Source organism: Vibrio sp. R15-SG3-ISO1A (genome assembly GCF_059833955.1).
In genome coordinates this window covers 65,904-83,420 of the sequence record NZ_JCBDGH010000085.1, presented here as the reverse complement: position 1 = coordinate 83,420, position 17,517 = coordinate 65,904, and the positions used below count along the sequence as shown (strand labels likewise).

Genomic DNA, 17,517 nt, shown 5'->3' with positions numbered 1-17,517 from the left:
AGGATGACAGAACCCTCCAGCACCTCCTGACGCGAGAGGCCCGAAGGTCCCCCTCTTTGAGCCGAAGCTATTATGCGGTATTAGCCATCGTTTCCAATGGTTATCCCCCACATCAGGGCAATTTCCCAGGCATTACTCACCCGTCCGCCGCTCGACGCCGTTATCGTTCCCCTAAGGTTCAGATAACTCGTTTCCGCTCGACTTGCATGTGTTAGGCCTGCCGCCAGCGTTCAATCTGAGCCATGATCAAACTCTTCAATTTAAGATTTTGTTGGCTCAATGAATACTGATAAGTTCCTAGTGACTAGAAGCTAGTTCCTAGAAAACTTGAATTGACTGTGCTGAGTCCGAAGACTCAATGGTCACTCAGTTCATTGAAACCTAATTTGATACCGAAGGTATCTAATTGGATTATCATCAACGAGTGCCCACACAGATTGATAGGTTTATATTGTTAAAGAGCTTTGCTTTCAGCTTTATCTCGAAGCGGAGGTGCATTCTAACGAGTTAATTTGAAGAGTCAAACACTTTTCAAATTTATTTTCTTAAGAAGCTTTTACCTCTTTAACACTGCTGAAGCCTTATGCCGTCTGCCGTGTCAGTGGATGCGCATTATAGGGAGTTGATTCTATAGCGCAAGCCCTATTTGAAAATAATTTAAAAAAACAGACTGTTCGCTGAAATTGTGGCCGAAAGGGCAAAAAAGAGAGCATTTTGCTCTCTTTTCAACCACACTTTGATAGGGAAATTTATCGATTAGATAAAAGCATACGCATCCGCAAACATACGATCACTCTTCGCATCTCTGTGTTGTGTGAAGCGCTCACGCGCGGCGCCGGCCATTTCAAAGCGCCCTGCGATATAGATATCAAACTCGGCGAGTGAGTCGAAATCATCTTCCACCGCTTGAAGGACGTTACCTACCTTTCCATGCCATTCGCCTTCTGGCGCTTCCACCACCGGAATAAAGTGTACATGGCGATGTTGCTCTGCAATGGCTGCTAACTCTTGTTGAGCATACAGCTGACTTTGATCTCGCGCTCCCCAATAAAGATAGATGTCATTCTCTAAAGATTGGGACAAGCAATGATCGAGAATGGAGCGTACATAACTGAAGCCGGTTCCTCCAGCAATCAATAATAGTGGTCGCTCGCTATTTTGTTGTAGCCAAGCATCGCCGTGTGGTGCATCTATGGTGATGTCGCTTTGGGTTTGCAGCGCGTGTTGCATCATTTCCACCACTTCAAGGGCGTAAGCGTTGTGTTCCGCTGCGCCGATATGAAGTTCAAGTTCCCCTTCATGGCGGCACGGGCTACTGGCAATAGAAAAAGGGCGATTATCTTTCTCACCCATCACCACAGTAAGGTATTGGCCAGCTTTGAACGCAACCGGCTGTTGTGGATGAAGCAAAATTTGAAATGTATTCGCAGCTAACGGCTGAATAGACTTTACTTTACATTGGATTGTCATGGTATTCCTCTAACTCACTCCTCTAGAGTAAGTTCTAAATGGCTCGTTGCGAGAGCCTGACAAGCGAATATCCACCCTTCTTGCTGCTCTTTCTCTGTCAGCATAGGTTCTAATTGATACTTCACTGTTCCATTTATTATCCGGCACAAACAGGCTGCGCATGCACCGACCTGACAACGGTGTGGGAAAGGTAATTGATTGTTGAGCGCCCCTTCCAGCACCGTTTCTCCCTCTTGCACGTCAAACGCGATTGCCCCTGGGTGCAAGATGACTTGATACGTCATAGGATACCTAACTCGGGCCAAATAGCATCGATTTTTGCCACTAAGTCCGGATCTTTCTTGATAGGCGTGCCCCACTCGCGCGTCACTTCAAGCCCTTCGATTTTATTGGTGGCATCAAGCACTAAGCATGACGATTGATTATCTGTCGCTGCAATACGTAGGCTGTCGCGCGATGGATCCATACGTGTTGTGACCGCCCAGATAACGTCGTTCCAGTCTTGAGCATCGACATCATCATCACAAAGAATAATGAACTTAGGTCGCGTGTGCTGCGCTAACCACTGATGGGTGTGGTGTCCGAGTAACGCTGATTCTCCAGCCTGCTGCTTATTCATCGTCACAATGACCACGCCATCACCGTGAGCGGTTTCTGGAATGTGTATCGTTCGGACGTTGTCATTCTGAGCAATAAATTGACGGATGGCATCCTGTGATAGCCTAGCGCTGACGGGCAACTCAGCTCGACCCACACGTTCTGCATCCCACTTCACTGTCGCATCGAGACCCATCTTGGAACCTAGACCCACGACTGGCGATGCAAAATCAAGGGAATCGATCGGGGTATCTTCAATGAATAAACTATCACGCAGCGGATCGACATGCTGGCTCATCGCCGCGACGACACTGCCCCAATCGCGGGCATCGACAGATTCATCGCACACGATGACAAACTTGGTATACATGAACTGGCGCAAGAAAGACCACACACCCATCATGACGCGCTTCGCGTGGCCCGGGTACTGTTTCTTCATCGTCACCACCGCCATGCGATACGAACACCCCTCCGGCGGTAGGTAAAAATCTTCAATCTCCGGGAACTGCTTTTGCAAAATCGGCACAAACACTTCATTCAATGCCACCCCAAGCACTGCGGGCTCATCGGGCGGGCGGCCAGTGTAGGTACTGTGATAAATGGGATTTTGACGCATTGTAATGTGCGTCACGGTGAACACATGATGCTGCTCTTTTTCGTTGTAATACCCGGTGTGATCACCGTATGGACCTTCATCGGCAAACTCATTTGGGTCAATGTATCCTTCCAATACGATCTCTGCACTCGCAGGAACATCGAGATCGTTACTCACCGATTTCACCACTTCGGTTTTGCTGCCCCGCAATAGACCGGCAAAAGCATACTCAGACAAGGTATCTGGTACCGGCGTAACGGCGCCAAGTATGGTGGCAGGGTCCGCACCAAAGGCGACAGAGACTGGGAACGGTTTACCTGGATGCGTCTCCATCCAATCACGTAGGTCAAGTGCGCCACCACGATGCGCGAGCCAGCGCATGATCACCTTGTTTTTGGCAATTTTTTGCTGACGATAAATCCCGAGGTTTTGTCGTTTTTGCTTGGTGCCACGCGTAACCGTCAATCCCCAGGTGAGCAGCGGCGCCACGTCTTCTTGCCAACAACTCATCACGGGGACTTTATCGAGATCGACCTGCTCACCTTGCCAAACGATCTCCTGACACGGTGCGCGGCGCAAGCGTTTCGCTGGCATGTTCAGGACTTGCCGAAAGACAGGTAATTTTTCGAGCGCGTCTTTAAACCCTCTAGGGGGCTCGGGTTCTTTCAGGTAGGCAAGCAGTTTACCCACTTCCCGCAACTCTTTGACTTCCTGACGCCCCATGCCAATCGCGACACGTTCTGGCGTACCAAACAGGTTGGTAAGGACAGGCATGGAGTAACCGATGGGGTTTTCAAACAACAGAGCAGGACCACCCGCACGCAGTGTTCGGTCACTGATCTCTGTCATTTCATAAGCGGGGTCAACCGGGTGAGTAATGCGCTTAAGCTTCCCCTTTTGCTCGAGGAAGTCGATAAAGTCTCTTAAATCCTTAAAACTCATGGGCTTTTGCTGGCTGATTAATATCGCATCAGTATATCAAAAACCTCGCCCGTCCGATCCCCCTTTTTGTGCAGGGTCTTATTGGGTTAACACACTCAAAATGGCATGACTGCGTACGGTTTGGTTGTTCTTGGCTAACTCTTCAAGCCAGCTTCGATAACCTTGATTGGCGAGCGCGCTTGCCACCATTGACGCCTCTTCACGAATGGCCATTTTGGCGATAAGAAATTCCTTCACCTCTGGTGACATCGGTTTAATGCGCGTTAACGCCTCAATCGCCGATGCTTTCAAGGCAGGGTTCGTAGATGCACGCATGATTTGCTGCATAGCAAACTCGTCGCCCACATCAGCGAGCCTCGCCAACTCTTGCTGACTATTAAAGTCCGCTTTGGTTAACCAGATCAGTTTGTAAACACCTGGGTCTTCACTCACTTGCGCCAAGCGCACCATGACTGCCGATGAAGGAAGCCAACTGGTGACCGTTTGCTCTGTGAGCTGCGCCGCCAATGCCAAAACCGCTTGCTGAGACAGGGTATCTAGCTCGCGGATAAACAAGGACTCTCTCATTTGCACCTGATAATCGCTGCCCGATAACCACTGTTTCAGATTCAGCTCCTGGCGCTCTGCCGCTAGCACAAATTCCAATGCCGATTGGCCCTGCTTCCACTGTTTTAGCAGACGACTCGCAATCGCAGGATAATTAAACGCGGGGGTTGAAAACTCATAACCATCGCCGACCTCCAAGACTTGATAAGTGGGTACGCGACGTTTTTGCTGCTCAACAAACAAAGCCATTTTCGACGTGAGCGCTAACTCTTGATCTTCAAACTTTTTCAATAATAGATAACGCGCCACTTCCTGCTGCGGGAGTGACAAACGATCTAACGCAAATTTGAGTGTGTCGATATTGTCTTCGATGGCGTATTGCAGCAGCTCAGCCACTTTCAGTTCAATGTGCTCATCGGCGAGCAACGCTTGCGCTCTTTCCGGCTCCATGGGTGTTGCCGAGACGGGGTGAGCCACCAGTAGAGATGCCGAGAGGAGAAGTGACGACAACATTCCTTGTTGCATGTTAACCTCCTTGTAACATTTCACTTATTGTGGATAGGAATAGCGGAGAATGCAAATAAAAACGCCACCCGGGTTGGGTGGCGTTCATTCATTCAAACTTGCTCATTACTGTCTGCGCATGGCATCGAAGAATTCATCATTGGTCTTGGTCATGGCCAATTTATCAATGAGGAATTCCATCGCATCGGTTTCACCCATTGGGTGTACGATTTTGCGTAGGATCCACATTTTTTGCAGCTCTTCGTTTTTCGTCAGTAGCTCTTCACGACGAGTACCAGAGCGGTTGAAATCGATAGCAGGGAAGACGCGCTTCTCGGCAATCTTACGGTTCAGGTGAATTTCCATGTTACCTGTACCTTTAAATTCTTCGTAGATGACTTCATCCATCTTAGAACCGGTATCGACCAGTGCTGTCGCTAGAATCGTTAAGCTGCCACCTTCTTCGACGTTACGTGCCGCACCGAAGAAACGCTTGGGACGGTGTAGTGCGTTTGCATCGACACCACCCGTTAGAACCTTACCCGATGAGGGCACAACGGTGTTGTAGGCGCGCGCGAGACGCGTAATCGAATCAAGTAGGATCACCACGTCCTTCTTGTGTTCAACCAGACGTTTCGCTTTCTCGATCACCATTTCTGCTACTTGTACGTGACGAGACGCTGGCTCATCAAACGTCGATGCAACCACTTCACCTTTGACTAGGCGTTGCATCTCTGTCACTTCCTCTGGACGTTCGTCGATAAGAAGGACCATCAGCACACACTCAGGGTGGTTGTAGGTGATGCTCTGAGCGATGTTTTGCAGCAGCATGGTTTTACCCGCTTTTGGCGGAGCAACAATCAGACCACGTTGACCTTTACCAATCGGTGACGCGAGATCCAAAACACGTGCCGTAATATCTTCCGTCGAACCGTTACCACGCTCCATCACCATACGCTCATTGGCGTGCAGTGGCGTCAAGTTTTCAAATAGAATCTTGTTACGCGCGTTGTCTGGCTTATCATCATTAACCGTATTGACTTTCAACAATGCAAAGTATCGCTCCCCATCTTTTGGCGGACGAATTTTACCTGCAATTGAGTCACCCGTGCGTAAGTTGAAACGACGAATCTGACTCGGTGACACGTAGATGTCGTCCGGACCTGCGAGGTAAGAGCTGTCTGCGCTGCGCAGGAAACCGAAACCGTCTTGCAGTATTTCCAGAACCCCGTCGCCGAAAATATCTTCACCGCTTTTAGCATGCGCTTTCAAGATAGCGAAGATGATGTCTTGTTTTCTTAGGCGAGCTAGGTTTTCAAGGCCCAAGCTTTCGCCAAGTTTGACAAGATCAGACACAGGTCTGTTCTTCAGTTCAGTTAGATTCATGGTGGTGGATACTTGTTTAGTCAAAATAAGGATCTGTTATTTAGTTAGATGAATTTGGTCAGAGGATCGACCAAAGAAGAGAACTTGTTTAATTAACGTGCGATAAATTAGCACTAAATACTAGACTAGTCTAGATTTTGTTGGCCTTCAAAAACAAAACCGTGCATCGGTTAAAATGCACGGTCTTAGCTCGGTGGACTTATAGGTTGGCGTCCAAAAACTCTTTCAGTTGAGTCTTAGACAGCGCGCCCACTTTGGTCGCTGCGACGTTACCATCTTTGAACAGAAGTAACGTTGGAATACCACGGATACCAAACTTAGGCGGTGTGCCTGCGTTCTGGTCGATGTTCAGTTTACCGATAGTGAGTTTGCCTTCGTACTCGTCTGCGATTTCGTCCAGAATCGGCGCGATCATTTTACATGGCCCGCACCATTCTGCCCAAAAATCCACAAGAACCGGGCCTGCAGCATTGATTACATCAGCATCAAAACCATCATCAGTTAGCTGCAAAATTTTATCACTCATCTTCCACTCCAATGTGTTTTTTCTGAACTGGTTGGATGATAACCAGTATTTAGATGCCCTATTGGAATGTATTTACTTTCGTATTGCAAGCTTAAGCTGATATTCTATAGCAATGAAAAAGACGCATATCACAGAGCAAAAGTTCGCCGATTTGGGTTTACACCCCCAAGTTACTGAAGGATTGGAGAAAAAAGGGTTCGAGTTTTGTACCCCTATCCAAGCCTTGGCGTTGCCGGTACTGCTCACCGGCCAAGACATCGCAGGACAAGCTCAAACAGGGACAGGTAAAACCCTGGCTTTCTTGACTGCTACTTTTAACCATTTGTTAACCACGCCTGAGCATGACGGCCGCAAACCGACACAGCCGCGTGCCATCATTATGGCGCCGACTCGTGAGCTGGCGATCCAGATCTATAATGATGCGGCGCCATTGGTCGAAAGCACAGGGATCAAAACCGCCCTTGCCTACGGTGGCGAAAGCTACGACAAACAACTTGCGAAACTTGAGCAAGGTGTGGACGTACTGATCGGCACCACAGGTCGTATCATCGACTTCTATAAGCAGCGTGTGTTTAACCTCAACAATATCCAAGCTGTGGTATTAGATGAAGCAGATCGCATGTTCGATCTTGGCTTTATTAAAGACATTCGTTTCCTCTTCCGCCGCATGCCAGAGCCAAAAGAGCGTTTGAACATGCTGTTTTCTGCCACGCTGTCATACCGCGTGCAAGAACTCGCTTTTGAACACATGCACAACCCAGAGCATGTCGTGGTCGAGCCGGAACAAAAAACCGGTCACCGTATAAAAGAAGAACTGTTCTACCCTTCGAACGAACATAAAATGGCGCTGCTGCAAACTCTGATTGAAGAAGAGTGGCCAGACCGTGCTATCGTGTTTGCCAACACCAAGCACAAGTGTGAATCCGTATGGGGACATCTGGCCGCTGACGGTCATCGTGTCGGCCTACTTACTGGCGATGTTCCGCAGAAGAAGCGCGAGAAGATTCTTGAGCAATTCACCAAAGGTGACGTTGATATTCTGGTTGCTACCGATGTCGCGGCGCGCGGTTTACACATTCCGCAAGTCACGCACGTCTTTAACTACGATTTGCCTGATGATTGTGAAGATTATGTCCACCGTATCGGTCGTACTGGTCGTGCGGGCGCAAGCGGTCACTCTATTAGCTTCGCTTGTGAAGATTACGCGATCAATTTGCCTGCTATTGAAGAGTACATTGAGCACACGATCCCACAATCGGATTACGACGCGAGCGCTTTGATTCAAGACCTGCCAGCACCGATTCGCATGCGCAGCAACAAACCTCAGCAACGTCGCACAAACACCGGTGGCTCTCGAAACAATAACCGCCGTAACAACAACCGCTCTCGTTCACGTCAGCAAAAGGATTCTTAAGTCGTCTATGAGTCAAGCCGCCTCCTCTCCGCTCTACGCTGCCATCGACCTCGGGTCGAACAGTTTTCACATGCTCGTTGTGCGTCATATCGATGGCAGCGTTCAAACCATGGCTAAAATCAAGCGCAAAGTGCGCCTTGCCGCTGGCCTAGACGAAAACAATGCTCTGAGCCTAGACGCCATGCAGCGCGGATGGGACTGCTTGCGCTTGTTTGCAGAGCGATTGCAAGACATTGAACCGGATAATATCCGCATCGTCGGCACCGCGACCTTAAGAACGGCCACCAACGCCGAGCAATTTCTTGCCAAAGCCAATGAAATCTTAGGTCACACGATCGAGGTCATCAGTGGTGAGGAAGAAGCGGCCACTATTTATAAAGGCGTTGCGCACACCTCCGGTGGTAGCGGACGTCGTTTGGTGGTCGATATTGGTGGCGCCAGCACTGAACTGATTATCGGTGAAGGGTTTGAAGCCAAAGCGCTCACCAGTTTAAAAATGGGCTGCGTGACCTGGCTTGAGAAGCACTTTAAAGATAGACAGTTGACAGCCAGTAACTTTGACAACGCCATTTCGGCGGCCAAGCAGACGCTGCATCCCATCTTGGAGCAATACCGCGCGCTGGGTTGGGATGTGTGTGTCGGCGCGTCAGGCACGGTGCAAGCTTTGCAAGAGATCATGTTAGCGCAAGGGATGGATGAGGTGATCACCCACCCGAAGCTCAAGCGCTTACAAAAGCAAGCCATGCGCGCTGACCACCTCGAAGAGCTGGATATCGAAGGGCTCACTTTCGAACGTGCGCTGGTATTTCCGAGCGGCTTGTCGATTCTCATTGCGATTTTCGAGTTGTTAGAGATCGAGGCAATGACACTGGCCGGCGGCGCACTGCGCGAAGGCTTGGTGTACGAAATGGTCGATGAACTTAAGCAAGACGACATACGTGCGCGCACCATTGCCAGTGTCCAAACGCGATACCAATTGGATGTCGCCTACGGTGAACAAGTTGCGCAGCAAGCCAATACCTTACTCACTCAATGCGAGCAAGGCTGGATTGCGGAAGACCAAGGGGTGGTGCTACTCGATACCGCCGCTAAGCTGCATGAAATTGGCCTGACGATCGACTTTAAAAAAGGCGGGGAGCACGGAGCGTATCTCCTTCAGCATCTCGATTTGCCAGGCTTTACCCGTGCGCAGAAGCATCTGTTGGGTGAGCTCACTCGTCGCTATCGTGAACAGCTCACCTCACTGCCTGAGCAGCACGCGCTCTCTGGCACCAGTGCCAAGCGTGTGCTACGTCTACTTAGACTGGCCGTGCTGTTAACCCATCGCCGTAATCCACAACTTGCGCCAGATGTGGTGTTAACCACTGACGGTGATAAGCTGACGCTGACCTTGGACCCACTCTGGTTAGAGCAAAACCCTCTCACCAGTGCGGAGCTTGAAATTGAAGCGAACCGCCAGAGTGATATTGGCTGGCCTTTAGTGATCACCACCCGCGCAGTGGCGGCCGTCTAAATCACGTCGCACAGCAGCACAGAGATCAAAGTAACGCAGAGATCAAAAAACCCGAGACGTTCTCGCCTCGGGTTTTCTTTTATCCGCAGATCGATGTCTCTCATCAGAACCATCGATACCATGCCAAATGCTAGTTAGCACCCACCACTTTAAAGTCTGGGTTCACGGCGGTCAGCTTCTTAACCAAGTAGTTCAGTAGCACCCCATACATAGGCACGAACAAGCCAAGACTGATAACCAGTTTAAAGCCGTAGTCCACCAGCGCGATTTCCGTCCAATGCTCAGCCATAAACGGATCTGGGCTTTGGTAAAACGCAATCGCAAAAAAGGCGATGGTATCAAGTGCGTTGCCAAACAAGGTCGAGCAAGTCGGCGCCACCCACCACTGCTTCAACTGGCGTAGACGATTGAACACGTGTACATCGAGGATTTGTCCAAGTAGGTAGGCCATGAAGCTGGCGACTGCGATACGTGCAACAAACAGATTGAACTCGCCAAGCTGAGCGATGCCTTGAAACTGCCCCTCGAAAAAGAGGACAGACAACGCATAAGAAACCGCTAAGGCCGGCAGCATCACCAAGAAGATGATTCTACGTGCCAATGCCGCGCCAAAGACACGGACGGTGAGATCCGTGGCGAGAAAAATAAAAGGAAAGGTGAACGCGCCCCAAGTGGTATGAAAACCCATAACCGTAAAGGGCAACTGCACGAGATAATTGCTCGATGCAATGATAACTAAATGGAACAGAACTAACAGAAAAAGGGCTTTGCGCTGCTGCGCAGGAGTAAAGTGATTCATGCGATACCTTTTTAGTTTGGTTTGGGGGTGAGGGAACCCAAATTGAACCTCTTCATCATGAAGTGGCTCAGACCAACAATGTCTATACTCAATAATGGCACCCTGCCATTATCACGGCCGGCGATTATACATTAACCAACCCGCGCCGCAAGCGCCCAACCAAAGGCAATCGTTCACGTACCGATTTCGGCGACGCATCAGCCACTTCAGCGCACATGACTATTCGTTAGTAGGCAGGAAGTTAAAAAACTGGCGGTTAAAAACCACGTTCAAACAGCGCAGCTAAAAAATCACACTCCGGCTGAGATTGCTCGACCATCAAGGATTCTAGCCAGACACTTTCACTGTAGTGCTCCGCTCTGAGCACCAACTGGCAGCCTTCAAAATCAATCAACCAAGTGTGGATGTCTGCATCCCACTGTTTCTCTATTACCTTGGCCGACAGTAGGCCAACCAAACGCTCGGCCAATTCTGGAAAGGTGTCAAAATCAAATCGAGGCGTACGCAAAATCAATCGCCCCTGATCCGCTTGATAGTCAATCAAGCCAAACTCGCTGTGCTCATTAGCCATGGTGCGTCAAATGCTCCTGAATCAAATCAAGGAAAGGATCGGCATATTTCTCCAGCTTGCGCTGACCAACGCCATTCACTGCCAGCATCTCGCCGTAAGAGGTTGGCAAGATCTCCGCCATATCCATCAAGGTCGCATCACTGAAAACAACGTAAGGTGGCAAGCCATCTTCATCAGCAATCGACTTTCTTAGTTTACGCAGCTTAGCAAACAGCTTCTTATCGTAGTGTTTATTCGCCAGCTTATCCGAACGTGCAGCACGCGCCGCGGTATCTAACCGAGGGACGGCCAGTTCCAATGTGCGCTCACCTTTGAGTAGTGGGCGCGCTTCTTCGGTTAATTGCAGCGTCGAGTTGCGTGTGATGTTTTGGCTTAACAGTCCTTTATGGATCAACTGGCGGAAAATACTCACCCAGTAGTCGTGACTATTCTCGCGCCCAAGTCCATACGTCGAGAGTTGGTCATGGCCGTTTTCTCGAATACGAATGTTTTGCATGCCGCGCAGCACTTCCACCACATAACCAATACCAAAGCTTTGATTGACCCGGTAAACACAAGAGAGCGCCTTTTGCGCTTGTTCAGTGGCATCGAAATGTTTTGGCGGATCGAGGCAGATATCGCAGTTGCCGCAAGGCTCTTGTCGATACTCACCAAAATAGTTAAGCAGTACTTGGCGGCGACAGGTTTGCGCCTGTGCAAACGCACTCATGGCGTTCAGTTTGTGCGCTTCGACTTGCTTTTGCGGCCCCTCTTCTTTTTCATCGAGCATGCGACGCAGCCAGCCGATGTCAGCGGGGTCATAGAGCATCATGGCCTCTGCTGGTAAGCCGTCTCGACCTGCACGGCCAGTTTCTTGATAGTAGGACTCAATATTGCGCGGAATATCAAAGTGGACCACAAAGCGCACATTAGGCTTATTGATCCCCATGCCAAACGCGACCGTGGCGACGACTATTTGAATATCATCGCGCTGAAAGGCCTCTTGTACATAGGCGCGCTCGTCGGCGTCTAACCCTGCGTGATAACTGGCGGCACGCAGCCCGTTATTGCACAGTTTTTCGGTCACCATCTCGACCTTTTTACGGCTACCACAATAGATGATGCCGCATTGACCGCGTTGCTCATCCAAAAAGCGCACGATTTGTGAGACCGGCTTGTGCTTTTCCACTAGCGTGTAGCGAATATTCGGTCGATCAAAACTGCCCAAATAGATGTGTGGCTCGTTCAGTTGTAAACGGTGAGTAATATCGCTGCGCGTCGCTTCATCAGCGGTTGCCGTTAACGCCATCACAGGAACCTGTGGAAACCATTGCTTCAACTGACCTAGCGCGGCGTATTCCGGGCGAAAGTCGTGTCCCCACTGGGAAATACAGTGCGCTTCATCCACGGCAATCATCGCCAGCGGCAAGTTCTCTAACCGCTCGACAAAATCACGCATCAACACACGTTCCGGCGAGACATAGACCAGCTTAAGCGCCCCAGAGTGCATGCGATTGTAGACAGAGGTAAGCGCCTCTCTCGCCATCGTCGAGTTAATACACTCAGCGGCGACGCCATTGGCTTTCAACTGATCCACTTGGTCTTTCATCAAGGAAATCAAAGGCGATATGACTAAGGTCAGCCCCTCTTTGAGCAGCGCCGGCACTTGATAGCACAGTGACTTACCGCCGCCTGTTGGCATAATGACTAAGCTGTCTTGACCGTCTAGCGCGGTATCAATCGCGTCACGTTGACCTTCTCGAAATTCGTGGTAACCAAACACCTTTTCCAAGACGCTCTGAGCGGTTTCGATAGAATCAGGTTGCTGCGCGATCAGTGTGGCTGTCATTACGCTCTCTGTTGGGATAAGTGGGGTGGAAAAATCGAGCGCTTATTGTAGTTGGGAATAGCGGTGAATAAAACTGCAAAGTGCTAGGTGATTCTCAATCCTATTCGTATACTACTCGTTTGATTTCATAATTCTGTGTTGAGAATCATCCAATGACAACCGACGAACAGCAACGCGCGCGGCAAGGTGTCCTCCTTGCGATTGGTGCCTACACCATGTGGGGAATCGCGCCAATTTACTTTAAGACCATTAGCGAGGTCTCTGCGCTTGAGATTTTAAGTCACCGTGTTGTCTGGTCTTTTTTCCTGTTAGCGCTACTGATTCATCTCAGCCGAGGTTGGAAGACCGTACGCGACGTGCTGACATCCAAAAAGAAAATGACCTACCTCGTCACCACGGCGACCTTGGTTGGGGCCAACTGGTTGATTTTCATCTGGGCGGTGAACGCCAATCATATGCTGGATGCCAGTCTTGGCTACTACATCAACCCGTTAATTAATGTGGTGCTCGGCATGCTGTTTCTCGGTGAGCGCCTGCGAAAATTGCAGTGGTTTGCTGTCGTACTTGCCGCCTGTGGTGTATTGGTCCAGTTGGTTGCGTTTGGCTCGGTACCTATTGTCGCCATCGCGCTGGCGATGAGCTTTGGGTTTTATGGCTTGCTGCGTAAAAAAGTCAGCTTAGATGCGCAAACGGGATTGTTTATCGAGACCTTGGTGATGCTGCCTGCCGCTGCGATCTATCTTATCGGGATTGCCGACTCCGCCACCTCGAACCTGAGCCAGAATCCCTTAGATCTCAATCTGCTCCTTGTTGCTGCGGGTGTCATCACTACCCTACCGCTGCTCTGCTTTACGGGCGCCGCGACACGATTAAAGCTCTCAACGCTGGGTTTTTTCCAATACATAGGCCCAAGCCTGATGTTTATGCTCGCCGTGCTTGTCTATGGTGAAGCCTTTACGCCAGACAAAGCCATCACCTTTGCCTTTATTTGGGGTGCACTGGTCGTATTTAGCTTCGACGGTTTAAAAACCAACCGCCAAAGCCGCCGCGCCGCCAAACTGTTAAACACGAAACAAGCCTAACGTTACCGACATGAATGAGATCACTTTACTTGCCACTCTAGCGACGGTTCATTTCATTGCCTTAATGAGCCCGGGCCCCGACTTTGCGCTTGTGGTGCAAAATGCCACCCGTTACGGGCGCCAGACCGGATTTTTTATCGCGCTGGGCCTCTCTTTCGGCATTCTCTTGCACTCGCTGCTCAGCCTGACTGGGGTGAGCTATTTGGTGCATCAGCAGCCAACCCTGTTTTCGCTCGTGCAACTTGCCGGCGGTAGCTACCTCTTATACCTCGGCGTAGGCGCGCTAAAGGGGACATGGGCGCGCATTCAATCCTCGCAGACCGCAGCGCAAGATGATGCCTCCTCTGAACAAGCACTCTTGGTCAACAAGCGTCACGCCTTTTCTAAAGGCTTTGCGACCAATATTCTCAACCCCAAAGCGTTGGTCTTTTTTGTCAGTTTGATGTCCAGCCTGGTGCCCGCCAGTATGTCGCTAGGCGGCAAAAGCGCTGCACTGTTGATTTTATGGGGCCTATCGCTCGCTTGGTTCTCTTTCTTGGCCTGGATGCTGTCAACGCAGCGTATGCAGCGCAAACTGAAATCATTGAGCCTCTACATCGACGCATTATGCGGTCTGATGTTCAGCGGCATCGGCCTTGGCATTTTATGGCAATCAACTAACGCCATCGCCATGCTCTTTTAGCTCTGCTCAGAATAACCACTCATAAAAAATGGCCATAACGGCCATTTTTTGTTTATTTATTCACTTCTAACGCATCTTAGGGCAAAAATTTGCGCTCGATCACAATCGGTTTCTCGTCAATGATCGGCGATCGTCCAGGCATCTTGTGCGAGATCTCTCACAAGCGAGTGAGTCAAACTCTCTTTTTGTCTAAGAAAATTATCAATTAAAAATCATAACTCATTGTTTTAACTTGTTATGTGTGAAATTTCGTCAATTTTTTTTGCCTCTTATCGTTTTTCTGACGTTGCTGAACTTCGCCAAAGTCTTAATATGAACTCTGTCGGAAGGATGCTGACACGGAACAGGAAATCACCACGGATTCGGTGGTCTTCAGGATGAAGATACGGTTGCTTAGGATGAGTAATCGGCACGGAAAGCAAATTGGACATTGAACGGACGCAATAGTAGCTAGGATGGTTACTACTAAGGATGGGAAATGGACACCTCTGGACGAGGCATGGAACGATCATCAGGATGATGAAAGGGACACCGCTCAGGGAACAAGCGAAGTGAACTAACGAGGAACGTTAGTAGACCAGGATAGGGTCAAGGACACCGCTAGGATGGCGATGAAAGGACTACGCTGAAGGACGTCAGCATACTATCAAGGATTTGATGCATGGAGCACTTTTAGTAGCCGGATTGCTGCGAGTAAGACTATAACCCCGATGGGCGCAAGCCCTCGGGGTTTTTCTTTGTGTGAAGAAAGTGATTAGGTTCTCGTGCCTAGTTCCTAGAGGGGTACTCGGGGAGTATGTCTAGGAACTTAGGGTCGATGGGGCAGATTAGAGCTTTTCGAGTTTCGCGTACGCGGTAACGAGCCACTTGATCCCTTCACCATTAAAGGCAACCTGAACGCGACTTTGCGGGCCACTGCCTTCAAAATTGATGATGGTCCCCTCACCAAATTTAGGGTGCATCACTCGCGAGCCAAGGCTAAAGCCGGTTTCATTGAAGTTCTCTTTGACCGCCGTTTGGCTAAAGCGACCACTGCTGGTCGGGCGACTGACCTGCGCTTTCATTCGCACTTCGTCCAAACAATTTTCGGGTAACTCACGAATAAAGCGCGACGGTTTGTGGTACTTGTCTTGACCGTATAACCGGCGCATTTCGGCGTAAGTAATGTAGAGTTTTTGCATCGCACGAGTCATGCCGACGTAACACAGACGACGCTCTTCTTCGAGTCGCCCTGCTTCCTCTGCAGACATCTGGCTTGGGAACATCCCCTCTTCGACACCGACCATAAACACCAGCGGAAACTCCAACCCTTTGGCGCTGTGCAGCGTCATTAATTGCACCGCATCGTCAAACTCATCCGCTTGCCCTTCGCCCGCTTCGAGTGCAGCGTGGGTCAAAAATGCCGTTAACAGCGTCATCTCATCCGCTTCTTCTGGCTTTTCAAATTGACGAGTTGCAGTGACCAGCTCCTCCAAGTTCTCTATGCGTGCCTTGGACTTCTCACCTTTCTCCTGTTCGTACATGGCGTACAAACCGGAGTATTTGATCACATGGTCGGTTTGCTCATGTAACGGCATCTCTAGGGTGTCATCTTCCAGCGCATTCACCAACTCCACAAAGCGGCTTAAGGCACCAGCAGCGCGGCCAGCAAGGACTTTATCTTCCAGTAAACGCACGCTCGCTTCCCACATGGTGCAGCCTTGATCGCGGGCAGCAAAACGGATGGTTTCCAGGGTTTTATCACCAAGGCCACGGGTAGGCGTGTTCACCACTCGCTCAAACGCCGCATCATCATTGCGGTTGGCCATTAATCGTAAGTAACTCAAGGCATCTTTGATTTCTTGGCGCTCGAAGAAGCGCATGCCGCCGTAGATGCGATATGCGAGCCCAGCTTGAATCAAGGCTTCTTCCAGAACACGTGACTGGGCGTTGTTGCGGTAAAGCATCGCGGCATCCACCAGCGCCCCGCCGTTCTCTTGCCACTCTTTAATTTTGTTGACCGCAAAACGCGCTTCATCAAGCTCGTTGTACGCCGAGTAGACAGAAATAGGTTCGCCTTCACTGCCCTCCGTCCACAGCTCTTTGCCCATACGCTCAGTGTTGTTGGCGATCAGCGCGTTGGACGCCTGCAAAATGGTTTTGGTTGAGCGGTAGTTCTGCTCAAGACGAATGGTATTGACGCTTGGAAACTCTTGGGTGAACTTTTCAATGTTCTCGATTTTCGCCCCGCGCCAACCGTAGATGGACTGATCGTCATCGCCGACGATCATCACGTGCGAATCTGGGCCAGCCATCATTCGCAGCCAAGCGTATTGAATGTTGTTGGTGTCTTGAAACTCATCGACCAGAATATGCTTAAAGCGCGCTTGGTAATGCTCGCGGATGTGCTTCTTATCACGCAATAGCTCATGGGCACGCAGCAAAATTTCAGCAAAATCGACCAAGCCGGCGCGATCGCACGACTCTTGGTAAGCTCGATAAATTTGCAGATAGGTTTGGGTAATGGGATCGTGGTAAGCATCGATGTGCGCCGGTCTCAGGCCTTCATCTTTTTTACCGTTGATCCACCAAGCCACCTGACGCGGTGGCCACTGTTTTTCATCCAGATTTTGCGCTTTGATTAATCGGCGCAATAGGCGCTGCTGATCATCACTGTCGATGATTTGAAAATCTTCGGGCAGTTTGGCATCTAGGTAGTGTGCGCGCAAAATGCGGTGGCAAATCCCATGAAACGTGCCGTTCCACATTCCCGAGGCGCTGCCCATCATCAACTCTTCAATTCGGCCACGCATCTCCGCCGCGGCTTTGTTGGTGAAGGTCACCGACATGATCGAAAACGGCGACGCTTGCTCCACAGACATCAACCACGCAATTCGGTGGACCAGCACGCGGGTTTTACCACTTCCGGCGCCAGCCAGCACAAGCAGGTTTTCTAAAGGAGCGGCAACAGCCTCGCGCTGTTTGTCGTTGAGACCGTCGAGAAGTAAAGAAGGATCCATGGGGGACTCGGCTACTGGTTATCTATACATGAAAAATGATTATAACCTAAACAGCCTTGCCAT

General features: G+C 50.1%; 14 protein-coding genes and 1 rRNA gene. 4 read left to right on the top strand and 11 right to left on the bottom strand.

What is annotated here, in order from left to right; all coding sequences use genetic code 11:
• The 7 genes from AC6R0L_RS15045 to trxA all read right to left on the bottom strand — a co-directional run.
• Positions 1-262, bottom strand: a 16S ribosomal RNA gene (locus AC6R0L_RS15045); the annotation flags it as partial.
• A gap of 494 nt (positions 263-756) precedes the next feature.
• Positions 757-1,470 carry an NAD(P)H-flavin reductase gene (fre, locus tag AC6R0L_RS15040; RefSeq protein WP_334555477.1) on the bottom strand — a complete coding sequence of 238 codons (714 nt, stop codon included), beginning with the start codon at positions 1,468-1,470 and terminating at the stop codon, positions 757-759.
• Between the two features lie 14 nt (positions 1,471-1,484).
• Positions 1,485-1,754, bottom strand: coding sequence for a 2Fe-2S iron-sulfur cluster-binding protein (locus AC6R0L_RS15035; protein ID WP_500629617.1), 270 nt, complete (start codon positions 1,752-1,754; stop codon positions 1,485-1,487).
• Positions 1,751-3,604 (bottom strand): 4-hydroxy-3-polyprenylbenzoate decarboxylase, encoded by a 1,854-nt coding sequence (gene ubiD, locus AC6R0L_RS15030; protein WP_500629616.1) that lies wholly within the window; start codon positions 3,602-3,604, stop codon positions 1,751-1,753. The genes AC6R0L_RS15035 and ubiD overlap by 4 nt, the downstream gene beginning before the upstream one ends.
• A gap of 78 nt (positions 3,605-3,682) precedes the next feature.
• Positions 3,683-4,675 (bottom strand): hypothetical protein, encoded by a 993-nt coding sequence (locus tag AC6R0L_RS15025; RefSeq protein ID WP_500629615.1) that lies wholly within the window; start codon positions 4,673-4,675, stop codon positions 3,683-3,685.
• A 105-nt stretch (positions 4,676-4,780) separates the two neighbouring features.
• Positions 4,781-6,040, bottom strand: coding sequence for a transcription termination factor Rho (rho, locus tag AC6R0L_RS15020; protein ID WP_334555481.1), 1,260 nt, complete (start codon positions 6,038-6,040; stop codon positions 4,781-4,783).
• Between the two features lie 199 nt (positions 6,041-6,239).
• A complete protein-coding gene (gene trxA, locus AC6R0L_RS15015; protein ID WP_053440774.1) occupies positions 6,240-6,566 on the bottom strand; it encodes a thioredoxin TrxA in 327 nt (108 codons plus the stop codon).
• Between the two features lie 112 nt (positions 6,567-6,678).
• Between trxA and rhlB the strand changes: the two genes are divergently transcribed.
• Positions 6,679-7,980, top strand: a complete 1,302-nt coding sequence (gene rhlB, locus AC6R0L_RS15010; RefSeq protein ID WP_334555473.1) for an ATP-dependent RNA helicase RhlB — start codon at positions 6,679-6,681, stop codon at positions 7,978-7,980.
• A 7-nt stretch (positions 7,981-7,987) separates the two neighbouring features.
• Positions 7,988-9,493: a guanosine-5'-triphosphate,3'-diphosphate diphosphatase gene (gppA, locus tag AC6R0L_RS15005; RefSeq protein ID WP_500629614.1), complete on the top strand. Its 1,506-nt coding sequence runs from the start codon at positions 7,988-7,990 to the stop codon at positions 9,491-9,493.
• Positions 9,494-9,623: 130 nt separating this feature from the next.
• On the opposite strand, the gene AC6R0L_RS15000 is transcribed toward gppA, so the two are convergent.
• The 3 genes from AC6R0L_RS15000 to recQ form a co-directional block, all read right to left on the bottom strand.
• Positions 9,624-10,292 carry a 7-cyano-7-deazaguanine/7-aminomethyl-7-deazaguanine transporter gene (locus AC6R0L_RS15000; RefSeq protein ID WP_500629613.1) on the bottom strand — a complete coding sequence of 223 codons (669 nt, stop codon included), beginning with the start codon at positions 10,290-10,292 and terminating at the stop codon, positions 9,624-9,626.
• A gap of 256 nt (positions 10,293-10,548) precedes the next feature.
• On the bottom strand, positions 10,549-10,863 hold the full coding sequence (locus tag AC6R0L_RS14995) for a DUF3630 family protein (protein WP_500629612.1): 315 nt from the start codon (positions 10,861-10,863) through the stop codon (positions 10,549-10,551).
• The gene (recQ, locus tag AC6R0L_RS14990) at positions 10,856-12,691 is read right to left on the bottom strand and encodes an ATP-dependent DNA helicase RecQ (RefSeq protein WP_500629611.1); all 1,836 of its coding nucleotides are present in this window, start codon (positions 12,689-12,691) and stop codon (positions 10,856-10,858) included. Before recQ ends, AC6R0L_RS14995 begins: the two co-directional genes overlap by 8 nt.
• A gap of 152 nt (positions 12,692-12,843) precedes the next feature.
• Between recQ and rarD the strand changes: the two genes are divergently transcribed.
• Together rarD and AC6R0L_RS14980 are read left to right on the top strand one after the other, a co-directional pair.
• Positions 12,844-13,773 (top strand): EamA family transporter RarD, encoded by a 930-nt coding sequence (rarD, locus tag AC6R0L_RS14985; protein ID WP_500625323.1) that lies wholly within the window; start codon positions 12,844-12,846, stop codon positions 13,771-13,773.
• Positions 13,774-13,783: 10 nt separating this feature from the next.
• Positions 13,784-14,455, top strand: coding sequence for a LysE family translocator (locus AC6R0L_RS14980; protein WP_500625324.1), 672 nt, complete (start codon positions 13,784-13,786; stop codon positions 14,453-14,455).
• A gap of 827 nt (positions 14,456-15,282) precedes the next feature.
• On the opposite strand, the gene uvrD is transcribed toward AC6R0L_RS14980, so the two are convergent.
• The gene (uvrD, locus tag AC6R0L_RS14975) at positions 15,283-17,454 is read right to left on the bottom strand and encodes a DNA helicase II (RefSeq protein WP_500625325.1); all 2,172 of its coding nucleotides are present in this window, start codon (positions 17,452-17,454) and stop codon (positions 15,283-15,285) included.
• Between the last annotated feature and the right edge of the window lie 63 nt (positions 17,455-17,517).

What these genes read in the sequence shown, in the direction of transcription:
- rho (WP_334555481.1), bottom strand. Translation starts at nt 6,040, where the DNA reads ATGAATCTAACTGAACTGAAGAACAGACCTGTGTCTGATCTTGTCAAA.
- rhlB (WP_334555473.1), top strand. Translation starts at nt 6,679, where the DNA reads ATGAAAAAGACGCATATCACAGAGCAAAAGTTCGCCGATTTGGGTTTA.
- recQ (WP_500629611.1), bottom strand. Translation starts at nt 12,691, where the DNA reads ATGACAGCCACACTGATCGCGCAGCAACCTGATTCTATCGAAACCGCT.
- AC6R0L_RS14995 (WP_500629612.1), bottom strand. Translation starts at nt 10,863, where the DNA reads ATGGCTAATGAGCACAGCGAGTTTGGCTTGATTGACTATCAAGCGGAT.
- AC6R0L_RS15025 (WP_500629615.1), bottom strand. Translation starts at nt 4,675, where the DNA reads ATGCAACAAGGAATGTTGTCGTCACTTCTCCTCTCGGCATCTCTACTG.
- AC6R0L_RS15000 (WP_500629613.1), bottom strand. Translation starts at nt 10,292, where the DNA reads ATGAATCACTTTACTCCTGCGCAGCAGCGCAAAGCCCTTTTTCTGTTA.
- uvrD (WP_500625325.1), bottom strand. Translation starts at nt 17,454, where the DNA reads ATGGATCCTTCTTTACTTCTCGACGGTCTCAACGACAAACAGCGCGAG.
- AC6R0L_RS14980 (WP_500625324.1), top strand. Translation starts at nt 13,784, where the DNA reads ATGAATGAGATCACTTTACTTGCCACTCTAGCGACGGTTCATTTCATT.
- rarD (WP_500625323.1), top strand. Translation starts at nt 12,844, where the DNA reads ATGACAACCGACGAACAGCAACGCGCGCGGCAAGGTGTCCTCCTTGCG.
- trxA (WP_053440774.1), bottom strand. Translation starts at nt 6,566, where the DNA reads ATGAGTGATAAAATTTTGCAGCTAACTGATGATGGTTTTGATGCTGAT.
- AC6R0L_RS15035 (WP_500629617.1), bottom strand. Translation starts at nt 1,754, where the DNA reads ATGACGTATCAAGTCATCTTGCACCCAGGGGCAATCGCGTTTGACGTG.
- gppA (WP_500629614.1), top strand. Translation starts at nt 7,988, where the DNA reads ATGAGTCAAGCCGCCTCCTCTCCGCTCTACGCTGCCATCGACCTCGGG.
- ubiD (WP_500629616.1), bottom strand. Translation starts at nt 3,604, where the DNA reads ATGAGTTTTAAGGATTTAAGAGACTTTATCGACTTCCTCGAGCAAAAG.
- fre (WP_334555477.1), bottom strand. Translation starts at nt 1,470, where the DNA reads ATGACAATCCAATGTAAAGTAAAGTCTATTCAGCCGTTAGCTGCGAAT.